Consider the following 20,015-nt stretch of genomic DNA (forward strand, 5'->3'; position numbering starts at 1 on the left):
GAGCTCGTCGCCCGCTCCGTGGAAAACTTTCGGACGAGCGTTTATGACCGGAGACGGGACCAGCCCCCTCCATGCAGCCACGAGCGCTCGCGGGAGACGAACGCGCCATCGAGGGACTGCCTATCAGACTCGTCATCGCTCTGGTCGTCGGAGTCGCCAGTCTGAGCGTGATGATGAACACGCTCGGGGGGATCCAGACGCTGGGCGTCACCGAACTCGACGTGAAGCCGACGCCCGAAGTGATCGACGAGGCAAGCACCGACGTCGAAGTCGAAGTGGTCGGCCCGCAGGGCGACCGCGTCGCCAACGCGACCGTCGTCGCATCCGGCGGCACGGCAACGCTCGGCGCCGTCACGACGGCGCGGACGGACGCCAACGGGACCGCGACGCTGTCGCTCTCGCCGTCGCTCGGGCCGAATCAGGACGAGGGGACGATACAGTTCGACGTGAAGCCGCCCGCCGGCGGACAGTACGCCGACGAGCGCGGGAACACGGAGGTACTGGTCGTGGCAGGGTCATAGGGTCACCGGACAGGCTCAGCGCCGGACGGCGTCGTCCCAGTCGATCCACTCCTGTTCCCAGCCGGTGCGGCCCTCGGCGTTGCGGCGGGCGAACTCGCGGTCCTCGCGGCGGGTGCGGTTGCGCTCGACCGTGTCGGCCTGTTCGCCCTCGACGAGCATCGGCTGGAAAGCGACGCCGCCGAGCCGTTCGGTGACCTCGCCGCCCTCGACGACGGCGATATGCTGCTCGCCGGCGCCGTGGGGCATGACCAGCCGGCCGTCTTCGGCGAGCTGGTCGACCAGCGCCGCGGGCGGGCTGACCGCCGCGGCCTCCAGCAGGATGCGGTCGAACGGCGCGTACTCGGGGAGCCCGTCGGCGCCGTCGCGGCGGTCGACGAGCACGCCGCCGTAGCCCGCTTCGGCGAGGTTCCCCCTCGCTTCGATCACCAACCGGCGCGTGATATCGATGGCGTGGACGTGTTCGGCGCCGGCGAGTTCCGCGACGACCGCGGCGGTGTACCCGACGCCAGCGCCGACGACGAGGGTCGAATCGCCCTCGCGCACCTCGAGCGCTTCGAGGAGTCGCGCGACGGTGCTCGGCGCGAGGACGCGGGTACCGAGGCGCTCGAACGGTCGGTCGGCGTAGGCGCCGCGGTCCTCGGCGACGAACGCCTCGCGGGGCACCTCGCGCATCGCGACGGAGAGGGCCTCGCTCCGGAGACAGCCTTTGCTCTCGTGTTCGAGGCTGTCGACCATGTCGTCGCGCAGTACCGCGGGATCCATGCCGATAGGTCGGGTCTCGACAGTTATGAATCACGCGGACCGGCCGCTCCGTCCGGGCGCCCGCGTGACGGCGGTCTCACGGACGTGGTCGTCGTCGATCCGACTGCGTTCGTCGAGGCGGTCGATCAGTCGCTGGCGGGCGGCCGCGACGTCCGCGCTACCACGCCGACCAGGCCGAGGAGGATTCGTCGCGAGCGTACAACCGGTTGATGTCCTTGGCGATGGCGCCGTCGCCGTCGAAGTCGAGCTTGTCGTAGTCGTAGCCGACGGCGTCGTCGCGGATGTGGATCCCCTCGATCGTGAACTCCTCGCCGCCGAGTTCGTCGGTCTCGCCGACGACGAACTCGTAGTCACCGGGGACCTGAACGGTCAACGACTCCGTCTCGTCGTGGGTGCCGTCCTTTGGGTGTAGCGTCAGGTCGACGCTCACGTTGCCGACCGCACGGGTCCAGATGGTCCGCACGTCCTCGGCGCTGGCCTCCTCGACGCGCTGCTCGCCGTCGAGTTCGAGGCTGGTGATCCGGGCGGTCACGATGGCTTCCTCCGTGTCGAGGAGGAACTCCTCACCGACGGCGAGCCGTTCGCCCTCGGGTACGTCGGCGGTGGCGGTGAACGATTCGCCGTCCTGGGAGACCACCACGTCGCGCTCGTACTCGGTGGTCGATTCCAGCTGCTGCTTGTGAGTGTGGCCACAGTCGGTACAGCGGATCGTGGCGTGGCCGCCGCCGGTCGTGAGCACCTCGTGAACGGTCTCCAGCGAGGGCGAACACGACGGGCAGGCGACGGCGACCCGTTCTGCGGACTCGGTCATACCCCGTCGTTGCCCCCCAGCGCGTAAAAGTCCGCTGAGTCGCTTCGCGAGGTGTCGCGAGGCCGAATCACCTCGTCGGACCGGGCGACGAAGGGACCGTCTTCGCCCACTGCGATCCCGGTACGAGGCGAATATTCACGATGTCTCGCGCCGAACGAATTCGATATGCAAACCGGAACGGAGCGTCGGCGCACCGAGTGGGGGAGCGGACTCGGGGACGGGGAACGGTTGCAGCGACGTCGGATCGCCGTCTTCCTCGGCGTCACGTTCGGCGCCTCGTGGGCGACCGCCGGCGTCATCTACGCGCTGGGGGGTATCGGCGCCGGGCCGACGCTGGCGCTGGGGATCCCGCTGTGGCTGGTGTTGCTCGCCGGTCCGTACATGTGGGGCCCCGCCGTCGGCCACGTCGCGGCGCGGTGGCTCACCGACGAGGGGTTCGACCGCGGCGAGCTGTTGCTGCGCGTGCGGACGCGTCCGTTCCCGTGGATTCTGGGGTGGATCGGACCGCTGGTGTTGATCCTCGCCGGTGCGGCTCTCTACTTTCTGGTCTTCCCCGGGCGATTCGGCGGGATGGCCGCGGTCGTAGACCTGCTCGCGACGGTGGAGGCCCAGACTGGCCAGGAGATCCCCCTCTCACCGTCGGCGTTTCTCGCGGTGCAGATCGTCCAGGCGCTCGTGGCCGCGCCGCTTCTGAACAGCGTCGCCACCTTCGGCGAGGAGTTCGGCTGGCGAGCCTACCTGCTGCCGAAACTCGCGCCGCTGGGCTGGCGGCGGGCGCTGGTCGTCCACGGTGTCGTCTGGGGCGTCTGGCACTGGCCGGTCATCGCGATGGGGTACAACTACGGCCTGGCCTACACCGCCGCGCCGTGGCTCGGGCTGGTCGCGATGACCGTCGCGACCGTGGGACTGGGGATATTTCTCGGCTGGATCACTCTTCGGAGCGGGAGTGTCTTCCCCGCGGTCGTCGGCCACGCGATGATCAACGGGAGCGCGGGTCTCGCGACGCTGTTCGCCACTGCCGTCCCCAACCCCGTCTTCGGGCCGACGCCCGTGGGCCTGATCGGCGTCGTCCCCTGGCTCGTCGTCGCCGCCGTCCTCTTCGTTCGGACCGACTGGCTCTATCCCAGCGAGACGGGACGGGCGAAATACGGGACCGAGAACGTCTGAGCCGACTCACTCCGCGCTCGGCAGTTCGATCGCCTCGCCGTCCGCGTAGACGGTGGGACCCGTGATGATCCCGTCGAGGTGGATCGGGGCCGTCGTGTCGCCGCCGATGCCGTGGTCGTCGCCGATGGCGATGTGGACGGTCCCTGCGGCCTTCTCGTCCAGCAGCACGGACCCGACCAGGTCTTCGACGGCGAGGTTCGAGCCGATCCCGAGTTCGGCGAGGTTGTAGGCGTCCCGGCCGACCTCTTCGGCGGCTTCCTCCACGTCCGCCCGCACGGCGTCGTCGGAGATGTCGGTCACGTAGCCGTCTTCGACCTCGAACTCCAGGGTCTGTCCCTCGTCGAGCTTGCCGTGGGGCATCATCGTCCCGTCGACGACGAACCGGCCGTTTGCGTCCTCTGGGCTCGTGAAGATCTCGCCGGCCGGGAGGTTCGACATCTGGCCCGGGTCGTGGACGATCCCGGTGTCGAGCTGCCACGCTCGGTCGCCCAGGTCGAAGGTGATGTCCGTGCCGAGCTCGGTCGTCACACGGACTTCCTCGGCACCGGCCACCTGGTCGAGCAGGCGCTCGGACTCGGCGGCGATCGATTCGTAGTCGGCGTCAAGTCCCATCAGGAAGACGCCGTCGGTGATCCCCGGGAGCGTGGCGACCCGGGCGCCGGCCTCGGTGGCGTCGGTGCGCGCCTCGGTGTGTGTGAGACTCTTCGTGGTCGGTGCGAGCACCACGTCGGCGCCGGCCATCGCGGCAGCGACGGGTTCGGGCGGCTCCTCACCGTGCTGGTCGCCCGGCGGGTAGCGGGCGATCACGGCGTCGTCGGTGACCTCGCTCGCGACGGCGTACAGCGCCTCGCCGATGGCCTGTCGCTTGTCGTCGGTGATCACCGCGCAGGACTCCCCGGATCCGAGGTCCATGCACTGTTTCACGGCGGTCTCGGCCGGCGCTCGCAGCGACGAATCGCTCATACGCGACTCGAAGCGCGGCCGGCTGTTAGGTCTTGTCCTCGCGGGAACCGCCGTCGGGCGAGGGTCCGCGCCGACCGCGTCGGTAGGTACAACGGCTGTTTGAGTCTCGCGAAGGGGTTTATATAGGGGGTGCGTAGCAGGGAGTGCCTTCCGAACCCACCCCTGCCCGCTGTCGGCCCTCCACCTTCGCCCCGTCCCCGCTCTGTTCGGTTCCCGTTCCGGTTTCCGTACCGTCCTCGGTCGCGGCCAACCCATCCGGTCGCGACCTCGTTCGCTCTCAGTCCATCGTCTCCGTGTCGGCGGCCAGTCCGTCGAGGAGGTACTCCGCTGTGGTTCGGGTCGTCGCCAGCGGCGTGTCGTGGACGTCGCAGATCCGCAACAGGGCGCTGATGTCCGGTTCGTGGGGCTGGGCAGTCAGCGGGTCCCGGAGGAAGATGATCCCGTCGAGGCGGTCCTCGGCGACCTCGGCGGCGATCTGGGCGTCGCCACCGATCGGCCCCGACTCCTTCCGTTCGACGGCCAACCCCGTGGCTTCGGCCACTCGCTTGCCCGTCGTGCCGGTCCCGACCAGGTCGAACGTCGAGAGCAGCGACTCGTAGGTCTCGGCGAGGTCGATCATCTCGGACTTCTCGTCGTCGTGGGCGATCAGCGCCAGGCGCGTCATACCGGCGAGTTCGCGCCCCGTCGGGTTAGGCTTGTCCCGGCGATTCGAACTCGTCGCGCCGCTATCGACACGGTCGCTCCGGATGCCGGTCGGCTCGCCGCTCGCGGCTCACTCGGCGTCGACGGTAACGTGGCCCCCGCCGTCGACGGTGACGTCGTGGTCCTCGACCGCGAACGTCAGCGAGTCGCCCTCGCCGTCGCCGTCGAGCACGGCCGCGATCTCGTCGAGGTCGACGTACGACTCGGCGTCGTCTATCTCGTCCGGGTCGATGTCTGTCGCGCCCGCGACGGCCGCGCGCACGGCCTCGTCGATCGGTCGTGGACTGACCCACCCGTCGCTCTCGCTCTCGCCCTCCCCTGGGGCGAGTACGTACAGGTCCTCGCTGGCTGGCATACCCGTACGTCTCCGGAACGGTATATAGTACTGCGACCGCGGTTTCACGCTCTGAAAGAACTGCTCCGGGCCGTCCCCCGGCTCGGAGCGACGACGGCACCGCCGAAGCGGGCGTCTTCGACGGCCCGGCCGGCGGACTCGCCGCTATCCGGAGGACTACACGACCTCGTCGGACGAACGGGTTACGGGCGAGTCGACGAGTCCGAGAGAAATCGGGGAACGCCCCGATACACCGGTGTTGGAGGCGTCGTCCGGAGGTTGGATGTCAGAGGCACGTTCCGGGTAGCTCCCCCCCAACACCGTTTGTATCATTCTCTACACCTTCGATTAACCTTTCGGCCTGGTTGAACAAGCTTTCTTAAATGAAGGGCGGCGCCGCCGAGCTCGGTCGACGTGCCCGTGGCCGCAGAAAGCGCCTGACTGCGGGCGGGTCCAGTCCGAGAGGTAGCTTCGTCCCGAACCGTGTCGTCGAGGACTACCGGAGTCACTCGATGCCCTCGCGGTGATAGCTGCCGTCGTAGGTGGCGGCGTGGTTCGCCTCCGCGAGGACGAGCTGCGCGATCCTGGCACCGGCTTCGAGTTCGACGGGGTGGTACACCTCCAGCAAGCCCTCGCCACGGCCCTCGTAGCCGGCGTCCCAGACCGCGGTATCGAGCATGCAGGAGTTGCGCAGCAGCGACGACCGGGGGTAGAGGAAGCCCACGTGGCCCTCCGGGATCCGGACGGTGTCGGCGTAGCCGACGACGTAGCCCCCGGCGTCCAGGTGGTAGACCGCCGTCGCCTCGGGATCGTCCGCCCCTTCGTCGGGGTCGAGTTCGCGGCGTTCGCCGACGGTCTTGCCGTCGGTCCCGACCCGACCGGGGTCGACTTGCTCGTAGACGGCGCCGAGTCGCAGGTCGACACCGTTTGGCTGCACCTGTTCGTCGTCCACGTCGCCGAGGGCGTCGGCGACGAACCGCCCGCTCCTGAACATACCGGCCGTGGACCCCTCGCGCGCATAGCCGTTTCGCTCCGGCTGTGGCCGCCCACGGGCGCCGAGAGACGGCCCCCACGACCGACAGGCGACCAGCATCGTTCAGCGAAGCCGAACGCCTGACGGCGACGTTAGTCGTGACTGCGAACGACGATGGTCGAAATCGCAGGACGGCGAAGCCGTGACATCTGACAACACTCGCGTCGACTCGCGGGTTTTATATCCGCTCGTGTGCCATTGTGGGACGTTATGGGACAGACACTCACCGAAAAGATCCTCGACGACCACCTCGTCGAGGGCGAACTCGAGCCCGGCGAAGAGATCGGGATCGAGGTCGACCAGGTCCTCACCCAGGACACGACCGGAACGCTCGTCTGGCTACAGTTCGAGGCGCTCGAACTCGACGACGTCCAGACCGAAGTCGCGGCGCAGTACTGCGACCACCAGACCTACCAGTTCGACTTCAAGAACACGGACGACCACCGCTTCCTGCGGTCGGCGGCGGGCAAGTTCGGCGCGCACTTCTCGCGGCCGGGCAACGGTATCTGTCACAACGTCCACAAGGAGAACTTCGCCGCGCCGGGCAAGACGATGCTCGGTTCGGACTCCCACACGCCGACGCCCGGTGGCATGGGCGAACTCGCCATCGGCGCCGGCGGCCTCGACGTCGCCGTCGCGATGGGCGGGGGCGCCTACTACATCGACATGCCGGAGGTCGTCAACGTCCGCCTCGAAGGTGAGCTCCCCGAGTGGGCCACCGCCAAGGACGTCATCCTCGAGCTGCTCCGTCGCCTCTCAGTGAAGGGCGGCGTCGGCAAGATCTTCGAGTACACCGGTCCCGGCGTCGAGAGCCTCTCGGTGCCCGAGCGGACGACCATCACCAACATGGGCACCGAACTCGGTGCCACCTCCTCGATCTTCCCGACCGACGAGCGCACTGAAGAATACCTCGAAGCGGTCGGCCGCGGCGAGGACTACGAGGAGGTCGCGCCCGACGAGGACGCCGAGTACCACGACGAGATCGTCGTCGACCTGTCGGATCTGGAACCGCTCATCGCCGAGCCGTCGATGCCCGACAACGTCGTGCCCGTCAGCGAGGTCGCCGGCACCGACGTCGACCAGGTCATGATCGGCTCCTGTACGAACGGTGCCTACGAGGACATCCTCCCGGCCGCGAAGATGCTGGAGGGTCGCGAGATCAACAAGACGACCGAGATGATCGTCGCGCCCGGCTCCAAGCAGGCCTCCGAGATGCTCGCCCGCGAGGGCTGGACCGCGGAGATGATGGCCGCCGGCGTCAACTTCTCCGAGGCGACCTGCGGCGCGTGTATCGGCAACGGTCACGTGCCCGCCTCCGATTCGGTCTCGCTGCGCACCTTCAACCGCAACTTCGAGGGTCGCTCCGGCATCGAGGACGACTCCGTCTACCTCTGCTCGCCCGAGGTCGCGACCGCCGCGGCGCTCAAAGGCGAGATCGTCGACCCGCGCGAGTTGGCCGACGAGATGGGCGACCTGGAGGACCCGGGCTTCGAACTCGGCGACAACTACGTCGGCGTGAGCAACTCCGACCTCATCGCGCCCGACGAGGCCGTCGACGACGAGCTCATCAAGGGCCCCAACATCGGCGACGTGCCGCTGAAGGACCCGCTCCCGGCCGATCTTTCGGGCGACGTGCTGCTGAAGATGCCCGACAACATCACGACCGACCACATCAGCCCCGCAAACGCGGACGTGCTGATGTACCGGTCGAACATCCCGAAACTGTCGGAGTTCACGCTCACCCGCGTGGACGACACGTTCCCCGAGCGCGCCCTGGAGGCCGACGGCGGCCTCCTGCTCGCCGGTGAGAACTACGGCCAGGGTTCCTCGCGCGAGCACGCGGCCCTGTGCCCGATGTACCTCGGCATCGACGCCGTCCTCGCACAGAGCTTCGCCCGCATCCACAAGGCGAACCTCTTCAACTTCGGCATCGTCCCACTGACGATCGACGAGGACACCTACGAGGACATCGACCAGGGCGACTCCGTCGAGATCGTCGACGACGTCGCCGAGGCCGTCCGCTCCGGCGCCGAGGAGATCACCATCCGCGTCGACGACGACTGGGAGGCGACCGCCAACCTCGACGCCTCCGAACGCGAACGGGAGATCCTCGCCGACGGCGGCAAGCTGACCCACGTCAAACAGCAGTACGAGTCCGGCGACGGCGCGGCCCACGCCGACGACTGATCGTCTCGACGCACCTTCGGATTTTTTCGCGGGCTGTCCGGTCAGCGTCCGCAACGGTGAGCCTGAGGTTCAAGTACGGTGACGAGCAAGTGAGCGTATGAGCCAAGTCGCGAGGCGTATCGTCCGCGAACTCCACGACGAGCCCCATCTCGAAGGGCGACGGACGACAGTCCGGTTCGTCAAGACGCAGGTCGAGGATCGCGGACTCGACCCACGGACAGTCGCGGACCGCCACGACCTCGACGTGGCGGACGTGTACAGGGCGCTCACGTATTACCACGACAACCCGGCGGAGATGCGAACGGTAGAGCGCGAGCGCGAGGCAGCCGTCGAGGACCACCGACACCTGACGACGAACCCGGACGACGTTCGCGACTGATGACGTATCGCCTGCTCGCCGACGAAAACGTCGAGAAGGCCGCGATCCGATATCTCCGAAAACTCGGCCACGACGTCGAGTGGATCGGTGATGTGCCGGAGCTGGGCCTGGGAGCGACAGACGACGATATCGCGACGTACGCCAGTGAGACGAACCGCCTCGTGCTGACCCAGGACGACGATTTCTTCACTGCGATCGATCTCGACCGGATCCCAGGTGTTCTCTTCCAGCGCGATCAGACGCTTTCGAGCAGCGAAGTCGGCGACGCCGTCCACGAGATGGCCGAGTATCTCGACCAGTCGGACGTGACGCTGGAGTACGTGAGTTGGAACTGGCTCTGACGGTCTGAACTGCCGGTCGAACCACGGAAACGGAAAGAGAGTGGGTGGGGTGGGGAGGGTGGGGTGGCACCCGAAACGGGTGCGTTCCGTGCTCGGTGGGTCGCCGTTAAGAATTTTCCGGTCGTCGAGGTGTCGTGTGGTTTTTGATGATGGATCGGCCGAGCCGGTGCCGGTCGCGCCCGTTCGCGTCGTCGCCGTCTCCGTCGGGGATTCGCGCGCCGGCAGTAAGCATTTGTAGGCCCACCACATACCCCGCGACAGTGACGACCGTCCCAACCGAGGAGGAGTCGGGTTCGGGCGTACGCGTTCGGGAGGCCGAGCGCGCGGACCTGCTCGCCGTCTTCCACATCGAACAGGAGGCGTTCCCCCAGCCGTGGCCCTTCTCGGCGTTCGAGCGCTTCCTCGACGAGCCGGGCTTCCTGGTCGCGCAGGTCCGCGACGACGCGGACTCCCGCGAGACGGCCACGGTCGGCGACGACGGCCGCGTCGTCGGTTACGTCGTCGCCGACGTGGTCCCCAACCACGGTGAATCCCTGGGTCACATCAAGGACATCGCCGTCGCCGAGGCGTGTCGCGGCCAGGGGGTCGGCCGCCGCCTGCTCCAGCAGGCGCTGACCGTCCTCGCGACCGAGAACGTCGCGTCGGTGAAACTCGAAGTCCGGGAGTCGAACGAGACGGCAAAGCGGCTGTATCGCGGGTTCGGTTTCGAGCACCACGGCCGGCTCCCCCGCTACTACTCCAACGGCGAGGACGCCCTCGTGATGGTCCAGGAGTTCTGAGCGACTGCGACCGCCGGGGCGGTCCTACTCTCCGTCGTCGTCCCTGAGCGCCTCCGCGATCGCCTGCAGATCCCCCTTTCTGAAGCTATCGCCACTGTCCTCCGAACTGCCGTCGAGTCCGTCGACGGCCGATCGGATCGCCGTTCGCATCTCCGGCTTCGACGGGCGACCGTCCGTGTCGATATCGGCGCCGACGGCGTCACAGATCGCCGAGAGCGCTTCCTTGGTGAACGAACTCGACACCTCGCGCTCGAAGCGGCCGACCGAGACGCGGATCTCGTTGCGCAGCGCGTGGACCGTCGGTGACATGCGTCGTCAGTGGTCGGGGTCCGCCGTGTACGTTGCGGTCGATGGGTTGGAGCAGTCGTCAAAGTGAACGCGGACGACGGCGAATCCGCGACCGCGACACCCGTCTGAACCGCGGACGGCGTGAAAACCGCTCGAACAGTCGCCGCTACCGCGACCGCGCTCGTGATCGGAACCGCGAACAGCGTGAAAGCCCCCGCGTGCTCCGGTCGCGCGCCTCGCTGCGCGCTTCACTCGCTCCGCTCGTTGCAGTGCTTGCGTCGTCGTGCTTCCCGGAGCACGCGGCCCCTTTCATTCCCACCCGTGTCGGCTGGTCGGACAGTCTATGCGGGCGGGAATGAAAGGGGCCGCCGTCTCGACGAACCCGGCCGACGTAAGCACCACAGGGCAGAGGCCTCGCGAGCGAAGTGAGCGAGGACGGCGCCCGAGGAGCGCAACGAGGCCCGGGAGTCGAGACGGCGGGGGCTTTCACGCTGTCCGCGGTTCCGGTTTAGTCGGCAGTCGCGGTCCGGTCGGCGGTCGCGGTAGCGGAACCAGCGAGACTATCGATTCACACAGATCACCACGCAGCGAGCGCGTCGCGACCGTGCGTGTACGAGAGGATCCCCAGAAACGCGAACACCCCGGTGAAGGCGAAGGCGCCGCCGAGGAAGAACACGTAATCGATGCCGACGTTGCTCGTCATCCAGCCGCCGGCCAGCGGCGCGAGGACGGAGCCGGGCCGCCAGACGAGGTCGCGGACGCCGAAACTGGAGGCGACGCCCTGGCCCTTGCCCTCGTCGGCGAACAGCGCCATGCTCGCGGGCTCGCGGATGGAGTCGGCGACGCCGAGCAGGGCGTTCAGCGCGACGAGCGGGATGAACGCCGCCGAGAGCGTCCCCAGGAACGGGAAGGTGGTGGGGAGTGCGAGCGCCTCGCCGACGGCGGGGGTGAACGGGACGACGACGGCGACGGTGCCGTAGAACAGCCCGCCGATGAAGACGAACCGGGCGCGGCCGAAGCGGTCGGAGAGGCCGCCGGTGTAGGGCTGACAGAGCATGTTGGTGAACTTCTCGGCGGCGATGACGACCGAGATCGCGGTCGCGGCCTCGAAGCCGAGGCCGCCGCGGGCGGCCTCCAACCCCGCGTAGATGGGGACCCACGTCCGGACGAGCGTCACCGCGACGGCGTACTGCGCGCGAAAGCTCGTCATCGTGAGGATGCGCTTGTTGAGGGCCAGATCGGTGAAGGGGAAGCCGTGGATCCGGGTGTCGTCGGGCTCGACCCAGAGCCAGACGACGACGAACGCCGCGGCGGCCATGAGCATCAACAGCGTGAAGACGGCGTCGAAGCCGAAGCTATCGTAGAGGATCCCGGCGGAGAAAGTACCGCCGATGGCCGCCGCGAACCGCCAGGAGTTCGACGTTCCGATGGTCGTCGCCCGCTCGGACTCCCGCGCGAGGTCGCCGACGAGCGCCAGCGCGATCAGTCCCGCCGCGGTGGCGGCGATGCCCTGGACGGCACGGACGGCGATGAACTGCCAGCTCGTGCCGACGAACGCGAACCCGAGGTAGACGAACACCGACATCCCGAGCCCGCCGAGCAGGATCGTCCGTTTGTCGTATCGGTCCGCCGCCCACGAGATGGGGACGATTCCGACCGCCTGTGCGAAGGTGAGCCCGGTCGCGAACAGTCCCAGGATAACCCCCTCCGCACCGAGCACTTCGATGAACTCCGAGAGCAGCGTCAGCAGCGTGATGAGCCCGAACGAACTCGCGAAGCGCGTGAAGTAGAGCGCGCGCAACTGCTTTCCGGTGTCTGTCACTGTCCGAGCGGTTGCGATTCGTGTTAAAAGCGGTTGCGATAGTCGAAGAATTCGCTTCGATCCGTGGCCGGTGAGTTGCGGGACCGGCGGCCGACGGGCGCGCTCGTCGACTCGGCACCGGCCTCACCCGGCCGACGAGTCAGTTCGGCCAGCCCGCATCGAGACCGAGTCGGACGCGGACCGACCGCGGTGCGACTGCGGCAATCGCGGCGCCCGTCACGCACGTCACGAGCCCGAGTCCGAAGAGCAGGAGCCGCCAGTCGGGTTCGTCGACGGTCGCGGCGGTGGGCAGGAACGTCCCGCTCGCGAGACAGGCGATGCACCCGGTGCGTGCGATGGTCTCGTCGACGTCACCGTGGCTGGCCACTCGCTGGCGAACCACGAGCCCGCTCGCGACCGCCGCGACGGCGTTCGCAGCGCCGAGGCCGACGTAGGCGCCGCGTTCGAGTCCCGTCGGGTCGGTCGCGACGAGCGCCCAACCGGCGAGACCGACGAGCAGCGCCGTACAGACTGTCATCACGACGGCGCCCCAGAACTGGATACGGTCGGCGTTCACGGCGACGACTTCGGACGGGGATCGCATCAACGTGACGACTAACCCACACGAGTGGGGATGGAGAACGGAACGTCGGGCGCGATCCGGTCAGTCCGACGCTTCGGCAGTCGCTAGCGAGCCGATCGCGATCTCGACCTCGATCCCTTCGACCTCCCAGGTCTTGCGGTGGCCGTCCGACACCGCACCGACCTCTTCGGCGCGGACCTCGTCGGCGATCAGGTCGGCGTGGTCGGCCACCAGATCGGCCACGCGCTCGTCGCGGACCTCGTACTCCAGGCGGATCGATTCCTCCATGTCCAGCTCCAGTTCCTTGCGCATCTGGCAACCACTTTTTCCTCGTCGGGTTTCCTCGCGACCCTTCGGGTCGCTGCGGGAACCACTCCTCGCAAAAACTTGGGGAAAAAGGCCGGACGCTCGCTATCGATGTGCTCCCGGTGGTCGCACCTCGCACCGCTCGCGTCCGGTAGAGTGCCCTACGCCTGCACCTCTGCGACCGATGCGATCGCGATCTCGACGTCGATCCCCTCGACCTCCCAGGTCTTGCGGTGGCCGTCCGACACCGCACCGACCTCTTCGGCGCGGACCTCGTCGGCGATCAGGTCGGCGTGGTCGGCCACCAGATCGGCCACGCGGTCGTCGCGCACCTCGTACTCCAGGCGGATCGATTCCTCCATGTCCAGCTCCAGTTCCTTGCGCATCTCCTGGACGCGGCGGACGACCTCGCGGGCGTAGCCCTCGCTCTCGATGTCCTCGGTGAGGGTGGTGTCGACGTAGACGACGCCCTCGCTGTCGAGCGCGGCGAACTCGGACCCGGCGACGCCGTCGGGGGTGTGGCGGACGAACTCGACCATCTCCGCGTCGAGGTCGACGGACTCGTCGAGCGCGTCGGCGACGGCCGATTCGAGCGCCTCGACGGTCGGCTCGGCGACGCGGGCGTCGTTGAGCGCGCCCATGACGCGACCGGCGTCGTCGCCGAAGGCGGGGCCGAGCAGGCTCATGTCGGCCTCGGCGGAGTAGGTGAGTTCGCCCCACTCGCCGTCGGGCCCCACGACTTCGATGTTGCGGGCGTTGAGCCGGTCGGCCAGGACGTCGGCGCGGAGCTTCACCGTGCCGGCGATATCGGTCGCGTCGGCCTCGTCGCCGGTCGGGTCCACGTCGACGACGACGCGCTCGACCGGCCAGCGCAGCTTGCGCTCGGCCTGCTGGCGGGCGTTCGAGCCCGCCTCTTCGACGGCGCGGACGACCTCGATGTCGCTTTCGAGGCTCGCGTTCCGCCAGCGGTCCTCGGGCTCGGGCCAGTCGCACATGTGGACCGTCGGATGGCCGGCGTCGCCGGTGAGCGAGCCGTAGACTTCCTCGGCGACGAACGGCGTGAACGGGGCAAAGAGGGCGGCAACCTCTTCGAGCACCGTGTAGAGGGTCGCGTAGGCCGCGCGCTTGCTCGGCGAGTCGGCCTCGTCCCACATGCGCTCGCGGACGACCTGGATGTAGAACCGGGAGACGTCCTCGACGACGAAGTCGATCAGCGTGTTGGCGGCGCGGTCGTTCTCGAAGTCGTCCATCGCGTCGGTCATCTCCGCCTTCACGGTCTGGAGCCGCGAGAGGACCCACTCGTCGACGAGCTCGAGGTCGTCGGCCACGTCGTCCAGCGAGACGGCGTCGGGATCGAAGTCGTCGGCGCGCATGTACGGCAGCGGGAACCGCGCGACGTTCCAGAGGATGTTCAGGCGGCGCTGCATCTCCTGGGTCTCGTCCCACGAGAAGTTCATGTCCTCGCCCTGGGCGGTCACCGAGAGCAAGAAGAGGCGCATCGGGTCGACGCCGTACTCGTCGATGACCTCGTGGGGGTCGACGAGGATGCCCTTGGACTTGGACATGCCGCGGCCGTCGGGCATGTTGGCGTAGCCGTGCATCAGCACCTGCTTGTACGGGATCTCGCCGGTCGCGGCCGTGGACATGCCCAGCTGGGACCAGAACCATCCGCGGGTCTGGTCGTGGGCCTCCATGATGAGGTCGGCGGGCCACAGGTCGTCGAAGCGGCTGTCGTCTTCGGGGTAGTTCAGCGTGCCCCACGTCGCGACCGACGAATCCAGCCACACGTCGAACACGTCCGGGACGCGCTCGTAGGTCGTCCCGTCCTCGGTGATGGTGAGGTCGTCGACGGTGTCCTTGTGGAGGTCGACGGCTTCGGGGTCGATCTCCTGGTCGACGCGGTCGGCGAGTTCCGCGCGGTCGCCGACGACGACGGCGTTCTCCATCGATCCGTCCCAGTCTTCGGGAATCCAGATCGGGATCGGGATCCCCCAGTAACGCTGGCGGGAGACGTTCCAGTCGGGCGCGTCCTCGACGAAGTCCCGGAAGCGGTTGTCGCGGGCCCACTGGGGGTGCCACTCGCTGTCCTCGATGTTTTCGAGGAGTTCGTCCTTGATGTCCGTGATCGTGATGAACCACTGGTCGGTGACGATCTGGACGATCCCCGTGTCACAGCGCCAGCAGTGACCGTAGCTGTGGGTGGTGACCTCCTCGGCGAGCAGCGCGCCCGCGGCGTCGAGGTCGTCGATGATGTCGCGGTCGGCCTCCTTGACGAACTCGCCGGCGTATTCGCCCGCGTCCTCGCCGTAGACGCCGTCTGCGCCGACCGGACAGAAGATGTCGAGTCCCAGTTCGGTACCGCGGTCGAAGTCCTCCTCACCGTGGCCCGGCGCGGAGTGGACGAGCCCGGTGCCGTCGCCCTCGGTGTCGACGTAGTCGGCGGTGTACACTTCCAGCGCGCTCTCGCCGTCGGGCGCCTCGGGAACCTCCTCTCGGAGCGGGTGCTCGTAGCTCCAGCCGACCAGGTCCTCGCCGGTCAGCTCCTCGACGACCTCGTAGTCGTCGTAGCGGCCCGTCGAGAGGACGCTCTCGACCTTCGGGGCGGCGACGTAGAGCCGTTCGGTCTCGCCGTCGCGTTCAGCGTCGACAGCGACGTACTCGCCCTCGCCGTCGACGGCGACGAAGGTGTTGGCGGGGATGGTCCACGGCGTCGTCGTCCAGATGACGAGGCTGCCGTCGCGCCCCTCCAGGTCGAATTTCACGTAGATCGAGGGGTCCTCGACGTCCTCGTACTCGACCTCGTTGTTCGCGATGGCGGTCTCACAGCGGGGACACTGGGAGATCGAGCGCTGGCCCTGCTCGACGAGGCCACGCTGGTGGGCCTTCTCGAAGCCCCACCACGCCGCCTCCATGTACTCGGGTTCGACCGTCTTGTAGGGGTCGTCCCAGTCCATCCAGACGCCAAAGGACTGGAAGTCGCTCTGGAGGCCTTCGAGCTGTTCGTCGGCGTAGGCCTTGCACTCCTCGATGAAGGCGTCCTCGCCGAACTCCTGGATGTCCTTCTTGTTCTCGAAGTCCAGCCGTTCCTCGACGCGGGTCTCGATGGGCAGGCCGTGCATGTCGTAGCCCGGCCGGTCGGTCACGTCGTACCCCTGCATGCGGAGATAGCGGATGTAGCAGTCCTTCAGGGTCTTGTTCCAGGTGGTGCCCATGTGGGCCGACCCGGAGGTGTAGGGCGGGCCGTCGACGAAGAAGTAATCCTCTCCGTCGGCGCGGTGCTGTACGGTCTGCTCGTAGGCGTCGACGGCGTCCCAGTAGTCGAACACCCGGTCCTCGACCGCGTCGGGGTCGTACTGGTCGGGCACGTCCGCGAACCGTTCGTCCCGGTCCGCGGCGCCCGCTCCGTCGGCGTCGTCCGTGCTCATACGTTGACGGACCCGCCCGACGCTCTTGGAAACTTCGATTACGTGACCACCGAGACCGGCGGGACACGTCGAACGCCGATCCCGAGCGTATTTCACCGTCCTGCCCGTCCCCCGGGACGTGCGTCTCGTCCAGATCACGATCCCGACGGGCAAGCGCGAGACCGTCACGCGGGCGCTCGACGACGAGGACCTCGACTACATCGTCACGGACGAGACCAGCGGCCGGGAGTACGCCGCCGTCGCGTACGTCCCGCTGCCCACGAACGCCGTCGAACCGGTGCTGGACACGCTCCGGACCGCCGGTATCGACGAGAGTACGTACACGGTCGTCCTCGACGCGGAGACGGTCGTCTCCGACGACTTCGAGGAACTGGAGGACCGCTTCGCCGAGGAGGAGAACGGCGACCGCATCGCCCGCGAGGAACTCGTCGCGGCGGCCAAGGACCTGCTGCTCTCGACGCCGGCGTACCTACTGATGACGGTCGTCAGCGCCGTCATCGCGACCGCCGGCCTCCTGTTGAACTCCCCGGCGGTCATCGTCGGGTCGATGGTGATCGCGCCGCTGATCGGCCCGGCCATGGCCGCCAGCGTCGGGACGGTCGTCGTCGACGACGAGCTGTTCGCCCGCGGAGTCAAGTTGCAGGCCGTCGGCCTCGCCGTCGCGGTCGCGAGCGCCGCCGCCTTCGCGTGGGTCGTCAAGGCGGTCCACCTGATACCCCCCTTCACCGACGTGACCACCATCCCGCAGGTCCGGAGCCGTCTCTACCCCGATTTCCTCTCGCTGGTGGTCGCGCTCGGCGCCGGCGTCGCCGGCGCGGTCTCGCTGACCGCGGGGATCTCCTCGGCGATCGTCGGCGTGATGATCGCCGTCGCGCTCATCCCACCGGCCGCGACCGTCGGGATCGGCATCGCGTGGGCCAAACCCGTCGTTTCGCTCGGTTCGGGCGTCCTCGTGCTGGTGAACCTCCTCTCCATCAACCTCGCCGCGCTGGTCGTCCTCCGCTACAGCGGCTACCGCCCGACCGACTGGTTCCAGCTGGAGGAAGCCCGCGGCGCGACCCTCCGCCGCGTCGGCATCCTCGCCGTCGCCATCGTCGCGCTGTCGGTGTTCCTCGGCGGCGTCACCTACGACTCCTTCCAGGGCGCGACGACCGAGGAACGGATCCAGGAGGCGACCGACGCCGCCCTCGAGGAGTCCGAGGCCTCGGCCGAGCTGCTCTCGATGGAGGTCAACCGCAGCGGCGGGCCGCTGTTGCGCCACCCCGTCGGGATCACGGTGACGGTCGGCGTGGAGGACGGCGACTACCCGGCGCTGGCCGAGCGGATCGACCGCCGCGTCGAGCGGGCCGTCGACCGCGAGATCGATACGCAGGTTCGATACGTCGTCACCGACTCCGCCTGACAGGGTCTTGTCACCCGTCGACCGGTCGCTCGTGGTCGTGAGGCGCCGTCTGACGGGTGTCCGTGGCGGATTTCGATCCTTCAAAGACGTGTTTGAGTCAACGTCGTTGCTATTTGATAGGGGGGACATTGGACGAGTGCATGAACTCACGACTCACACTCGCCGGCGTGGCCGTCGTCGCCGCGCTGTTGGCGACGGCGGGCGTCGGCGCCGCGTTCGCGGCCGGCGGCTCGCCGGTCGAGGCACAGCAGTCCGCACAGCAGTCGGGCAACGACACGATCACCGTCGGCGCCTCCGGGCAGGTCCAGGCCGAGGCCGACCGCGCGGTGGTCCGCGTCGGCGTCGTCGCGACGGGCGACGACATCGAGACCGTCCGGTCGGACCTGTCGAGCAACGCCAGCTCGATGCGTTCGGCGCTGAACGAGATGGGGATCGACGACGGCCAGATCCGGACGGCCCACTACGACATCTCGACGAACCGTCGCTACGGCGGCGCCGAGAGCGAGGAGCCGACCTACCGCGCGATCCACGCATTCTCCATCACCGTCGAGGACACCGACGCAGTCGGCCAGGTCGTCGACACCGCCGTGACCAACGGCGCCGACGAGGTCGACGGCATCGAGTTCACCCTCTCGGCGGACAAGCGCGAGAACCTCCGGCAGGAAGCGCTCACCGAGGCGATGAACTCCGCCCGCGGCGAGGCCAGCACCATCGCCGCCGCCGAGGACTTGACCGTCACCGGTGTCGACCGCGTCTCGACGACCGAGTACGGCGCGCGCCCCTACGCCGTCGAGACCGCGGCGCTCTCGGCCGGCGGCGACGCGGGCACCTCCATCGACAGCGGCCCGGTCAGCGTCAGCGCCTCCGTCACCGTCGTCTACGAGACGGGCGACTGACCCGGTCGACTCACCGATCCCCCTCTGACACCCACCGCCCGAGGCCCCTCCCCGATCCCACGGCGTCGGGCACTCGCACCACCCGCTGACGCTCCAGTTCTCCCGTCACCGGTCTCCCCGGTGGCGTTTCGCTTTCCACTCGATAGCCGCGGCTCGCGGTGGCGTGACTCGACGAAGAGGAACGTTGCTCCGGTCAGGACCCGTCGTAGGGCAGTTCCGGTTCGTAGTCGACCGCCTCGACCGCGGCGTCGAGGACGCCCTCGACGTTCTCGTCTTCCGTGACGCTCATGTAGAGATCGGCCTCGACGTCACGCGAGCGGTCGGCCTTGTTGCAGACGGTGAGGACGGGGACGTCGAACCGGGCTTCGAGGTCGTCGCGAAGTGCCAGCTGCGTGTCCAGGGGGTAGCCACACTCCCCGCTGGCGTCGACGAGCGCGAGCACCGCGTCGGCGAGGTGCTCGAGCGCGCTCGCTGCTTGGGACTCGACGTCGTTGCGCTCCTCGGGCGCCCGGTCGAGCAGCCCCGGCGTGTCGACGATCTGGTAGCGGATGTGGCCGTCGTCGAAGTGTCCAACCCGGATCTCGGTCGTCGTGAACGGATAGGAGGCGGTCTCGTTGCGGGCGTTGGTGACGGCGTTGACGAACGTCGACTTGCCGACGTTGGGGTAGCCGGCGACGACGATGGTCGGCTCGTCGGGGCGGATGTCCGGGAGCGTCTTCAGGTCGTCGCGGGCGGCGCCGACGGCGGCGAGGTCGTCCTCGACCTCCTCGACCACGTCGGCGATGCGGGCGAAGGCCTGTTTGCGGATCTTCCTCGCGGTGTCGATGTCGCTGTTGGCGAGCCGCTCGGCGTATTCGCGGCGGATGTCCGCGGTCTTGCGGCTGGCCCACCCGACTTCCGAGAGGTGCTGGCGGACGGCGTCGATGCCGCCGATGTCGGGGGCGTCGTCGCCGGTGGTGTTGGAGGCGACGACGGCGTCGGCGAGTTCGCGGTAGAACGGGTCCAGGTCGTCGAAGTCGGGCCAGGCGGTGACGACGTTCTCCAGGTTGTCGGAGGCGATGTTCGACGCGGTCTGGAGCATCGACTGCTGGGCGTCGAGGCCGTCCTTGGCCCGCCCCGCACGCGCGGCCCGCGAGAACGCCTTGTCCACCAGCTCCTCGGCGGTCGGCGTCGTCGGCAGGTCCTCGAACGGTTGGCTCATTGAACACCCGTAGACGGCCGCCGCGTAAAAGGCCGTTTACTCGGCGACGCCCGTGCGAGTGCGCCACAGCCCGCGAGCGCGCCGTCGGCCGCGGTCCCGGGGTCGCCGCCAGGCCCGGTCCCGATTCGCAGTCC

At 68.4% G+C, this 20,015-nt stretch carries 20 protein-coding genes; 8 read left to right on the top strand and 12 right to left on the bottom strand.

What is annotated here, in order from left to right:
- Positions 1–71 precede the first annotated feature (71 nt).
- Positions 72–521, top strand: a complete 450-nt coding sequence (locus I7X12_RS14045) for a DUF7382 domain-containing protein (RefSeq protein ID WP_198060688.1) — start codon at positions 72–74, stop codon at positions 519–521.
- A gap of 15 nt (positions 522–536) precedes the next feature.
- Here I7X12_RS14045 and I7X12_RS14050 read toward each other — a convergent pair whose 3' ends face one another.
- Both I7X12_RS14050 and I7X12_RS14055 read right to left on the bottom strand, forming a co-directional pair.
- Positions 537–1,283, bottom strand: a complete 747-nt coding sequence (locus I7X12_RS14050) for a protein-L-isoaspartate O-methyltransferase family protein (protein WP_198060689.1) — start codon at positions 1,281–1,283, stop codon at positions 537–539.
- A 157-nt stretch (positions 1,284–1,440) separates the two neighbouring features.
- Positions 1,441–2,094 carry an HVO_0476 family zinc finger protein gene (locus I7X12_RS14055; RefSeq protein ID WP_198060690.1) on the bottom strand — a complete coding sequence of 218 codons (654 nt, stop codon included), beginning with the start codon at positions 2,092–2,094 and terminating at the stop codon, positions 1,441–1,443.
- Between the two features lie 165 nt (positions 2,095–2,259).
- Here I7X12_RS14055 and I7X12_RS14060 point away from each other — a divergent pair, with 165 nt between their 5' ends.
- Positions 2,260–3,261, top strand: coding sequence for a CPBP family intramembrane glutamic endopeptidase (locus I7X12_RS14060; RefSeq protein ID WP_198060691.1), 1,002 nt, complete (start codon positions 2,260–2,262; stop codon positions 3,259–3,261).
- Positions 3,262–3,267: 6 nt separating this feature from the next.
- On the opposite strand, the gene I7X12_RS14065 is transcribed toward I7X12_RS14060, so the two are convergent.
- The 4 genes from I7X12_RS14065 to I7X12_RS14080 form a co-directional block, all read right to left on the bottom strand.
- On the bottom strand, positions 3,268–4,224 hold the full coding sequence (locus I7X12_RS14065; protein WP_198060692.1) for an aminopeptidase: 957 nt from the start codon (positions 4,222–4,224) through the stop codon (positions 3,268–3,270).
- 277 nt (positions 4,225–4,501) lie between these two features.
- A complete protein-coding gene (locus I7X12_RS14070; RefSeq protein ID WP_198060693.1) occupies positions 4,502–4,888 on the bottom strand; it encodes a methylglyoxal synthase in 387 nt (128 codons plus the stop codon).
- A gap of 108 nt (positions 4,889–4,996) precedes the next feature.
- Positions 4,997–5,281: a HalOD1 output domain-containing protein gene (locus I7X12_RS14075; RefSeq protein ID WP_198060694.1), complete on the bottom strand. Its 285-nt coding sequence runs from the start codon at positions 5,279–5,281 to the stop codon at positions 4,997–4,999.
- A 484-nt stretch (positions 5,282–5,765) separates the two neighbouring features.
- Entirely contained in the window at positions 5,766–6,254 is a 489-nt protein-coding gene (locus tag I7X12_RS14080) for a deoxyuridine 5'-triphosphate nucleotidohydrolase (RefSeq protein ID WP_198060695.1), read from the bottom strand.
- 249 nt (positions 6,255–6,503) lie between these two features.
- Between I7X12_RS14080 and I7X12_RS14085 the strand changes: the two genes are divergently transcribed.
- From I7X12_RS14085 to rimI, 4 genes are all read left to right on the top strand, one after another.
- Positions 6,504–8,480 carry an aconitate hydratase gene (locus I7X12_RS14085; RefSeq protein ID WP_198060696.1) on the top strand — a complete coding sequence of 659 codons (1,977 nt, stop codon included), beginning with the start codon at positions 6,504–6,506 and terminating at the stop codon, positions 8,478–8,480.
- Between the two features lie 97 nt (positions 8,481–8,577).
- On the top strand, positions 8,578–8,859 hold the full coding sequence (locus tag I7X12_RS14090) for a DUF433 domain-containing protein (RefSeq protein ID WP_198060697.1): 282 nt from the start codon (positions 8,578–8,580) through the stop codon (positions 8,857–8,859).
- Positions 8,859–9,200, top strand: a complete 342-nt coding sequence (locus I7X12_RS14095) for a DUF5615 family PIN-like protein (RefSeq protein ID WP_198060698.1) — start codon at positions 8,859–8,861, stop codon at positions 9,198–9,200. Before I7X12_RS14090 ends, I7X12_RS14095 begins: the two co-directional genes overlap by 1 nt.
- Before the next feature lie 260 nt (positions 9,201–9,460).
- Positions 9,461–9,979 (top strand): ribosomal protein S18-alanine N-acetyltransferase, encoded by a 519-nt coding sequence (gene rimI / locus I7X12_RS14100; RefSeq protein WP_198060699.1) that lies wholly within the window; start codon positions 9,461–9,463, stop codon positions 9,977–9,979.
- Positions 9,980–10,003: 24 nt separating this feature from the next.
- On the opposite strand, the gene I7X12_RS14105 is transcribed toward rimI, so the two are convergent.
- The 5 genes from I7X12_RS14105 to ileS form a co-directional block, all read right to left on the bottom strand.
- Positions 10,004–10,288, bottom strand: coding sequence for a hypothetical protein (locus I7X12_RS14105; RefSeq protein WP_198060700.1), 285 nt, complete (start codon positions 10,286–10,288; stop codon positions 10,004–10,006).
- A 556-nt stretch (positions 10,289–10,844) separates the two neighbouring features.
- Positions 10,845–12,089 (bottom strand): MFS transporter, encoded by a 1,245-nt coding sequence (locus tag I7X12_RS14110; protein WP_198060701.1) that lies wholly within the window; start codon positions 12,087–12,089, stop codon positions 10,845–10,847.
- Between the two features lie 139 nt (positions 12,090–12,228).
- The gene (locus I7X12_RS14115; protein ID WP_198060702.1) at positions 12,229–12,645 is read right to left on the bottom strand and encodes a hypothetical protein; all 417 of its coding nucleotides are present in this window, start codon (positions 12,643–12,645) and stop codon (positions 12,229–12,231) included.
- 87 nt (positions 12,646–12,732) lie between these two features.
- The gene (locus tag I7X12_RS14120; RefSeq protein WP_198060703.1) at positions 12,733–12,963 is read right to left on the bottom strand and encodes a DUF5915 domain-containing protein; all 231 of its coding nucleotides are present in this window, start codon (positions 12,961–12,963) and stop codon (positions 12,733–12,735) included.
- Positions 12,964–13,118: 155 nt separating this feature from the next.
- A complete protein-coding gene (gene ileS, locus I7X12_RS14125; RefSeq protein ID WP_198060704.1) occupies positions 13,119–16,382 on the bottom strand; it encodes an isoleucine--tRNA ligase in 3,264 nt (1,087 codons plus the stop codon).
- Positions 16,383–16,500: 118 nt separating this feature from the next.
- On the opposite strand from ileS, the gene I7X12_RS14130 reads away from it, so the two are divergent.
- Positions 16,501–17,784, top strand: a complete 1,284-nt coding sequence (locus I7X12_RS14130) for a TIGR00341 family protein (protein ID WP_198060705.1) — start codon at positions 16,501–16,503, stop codon at positions 17,782–17,784.
- Positions 17,785–17,924: 140 nt separating this feature from the next.
- Entirely contained in the window at positions 17,925–18,680 is a 756-nt protein-coding gene (locus I7X12_RS14135; RefSeq protein WP_198060706.1) for an SIMPL domain-containing protein, read from the top strand.
- A gap of 193 nt (positions 18,681–18,873) precedes the next feature.
- Here the strand turns inward: I7X12_RS14135 and I7X12_RS14140 are convergent, their stop codons facing one another.
- Positions 18,874–19,881 carry an NOG1 family protein gene (locus I7X12_RS14140; RefSeq protein ID WP_198060707.1) on the bottom strand — a complete coding sequence of 336 codons (1,008 nt, stop codon included), beginning with the start codon at positions 19,879–19,881 and terminating at the stop codon, positions 18,874–18,876.
- Positions 19,882–20,015 lie beyond the last annotated feature (134 nt).

Source organism: Halosimplex litoreum, from assembly GCF_016065055.1.
In the GTDB taxonomy this organism is placed as follows: Archaea; Halobacteriota; Halobacteria; order Halobacteriales; family Haloarculaceae; genus Halosimplex; species Halosimplex litoreum.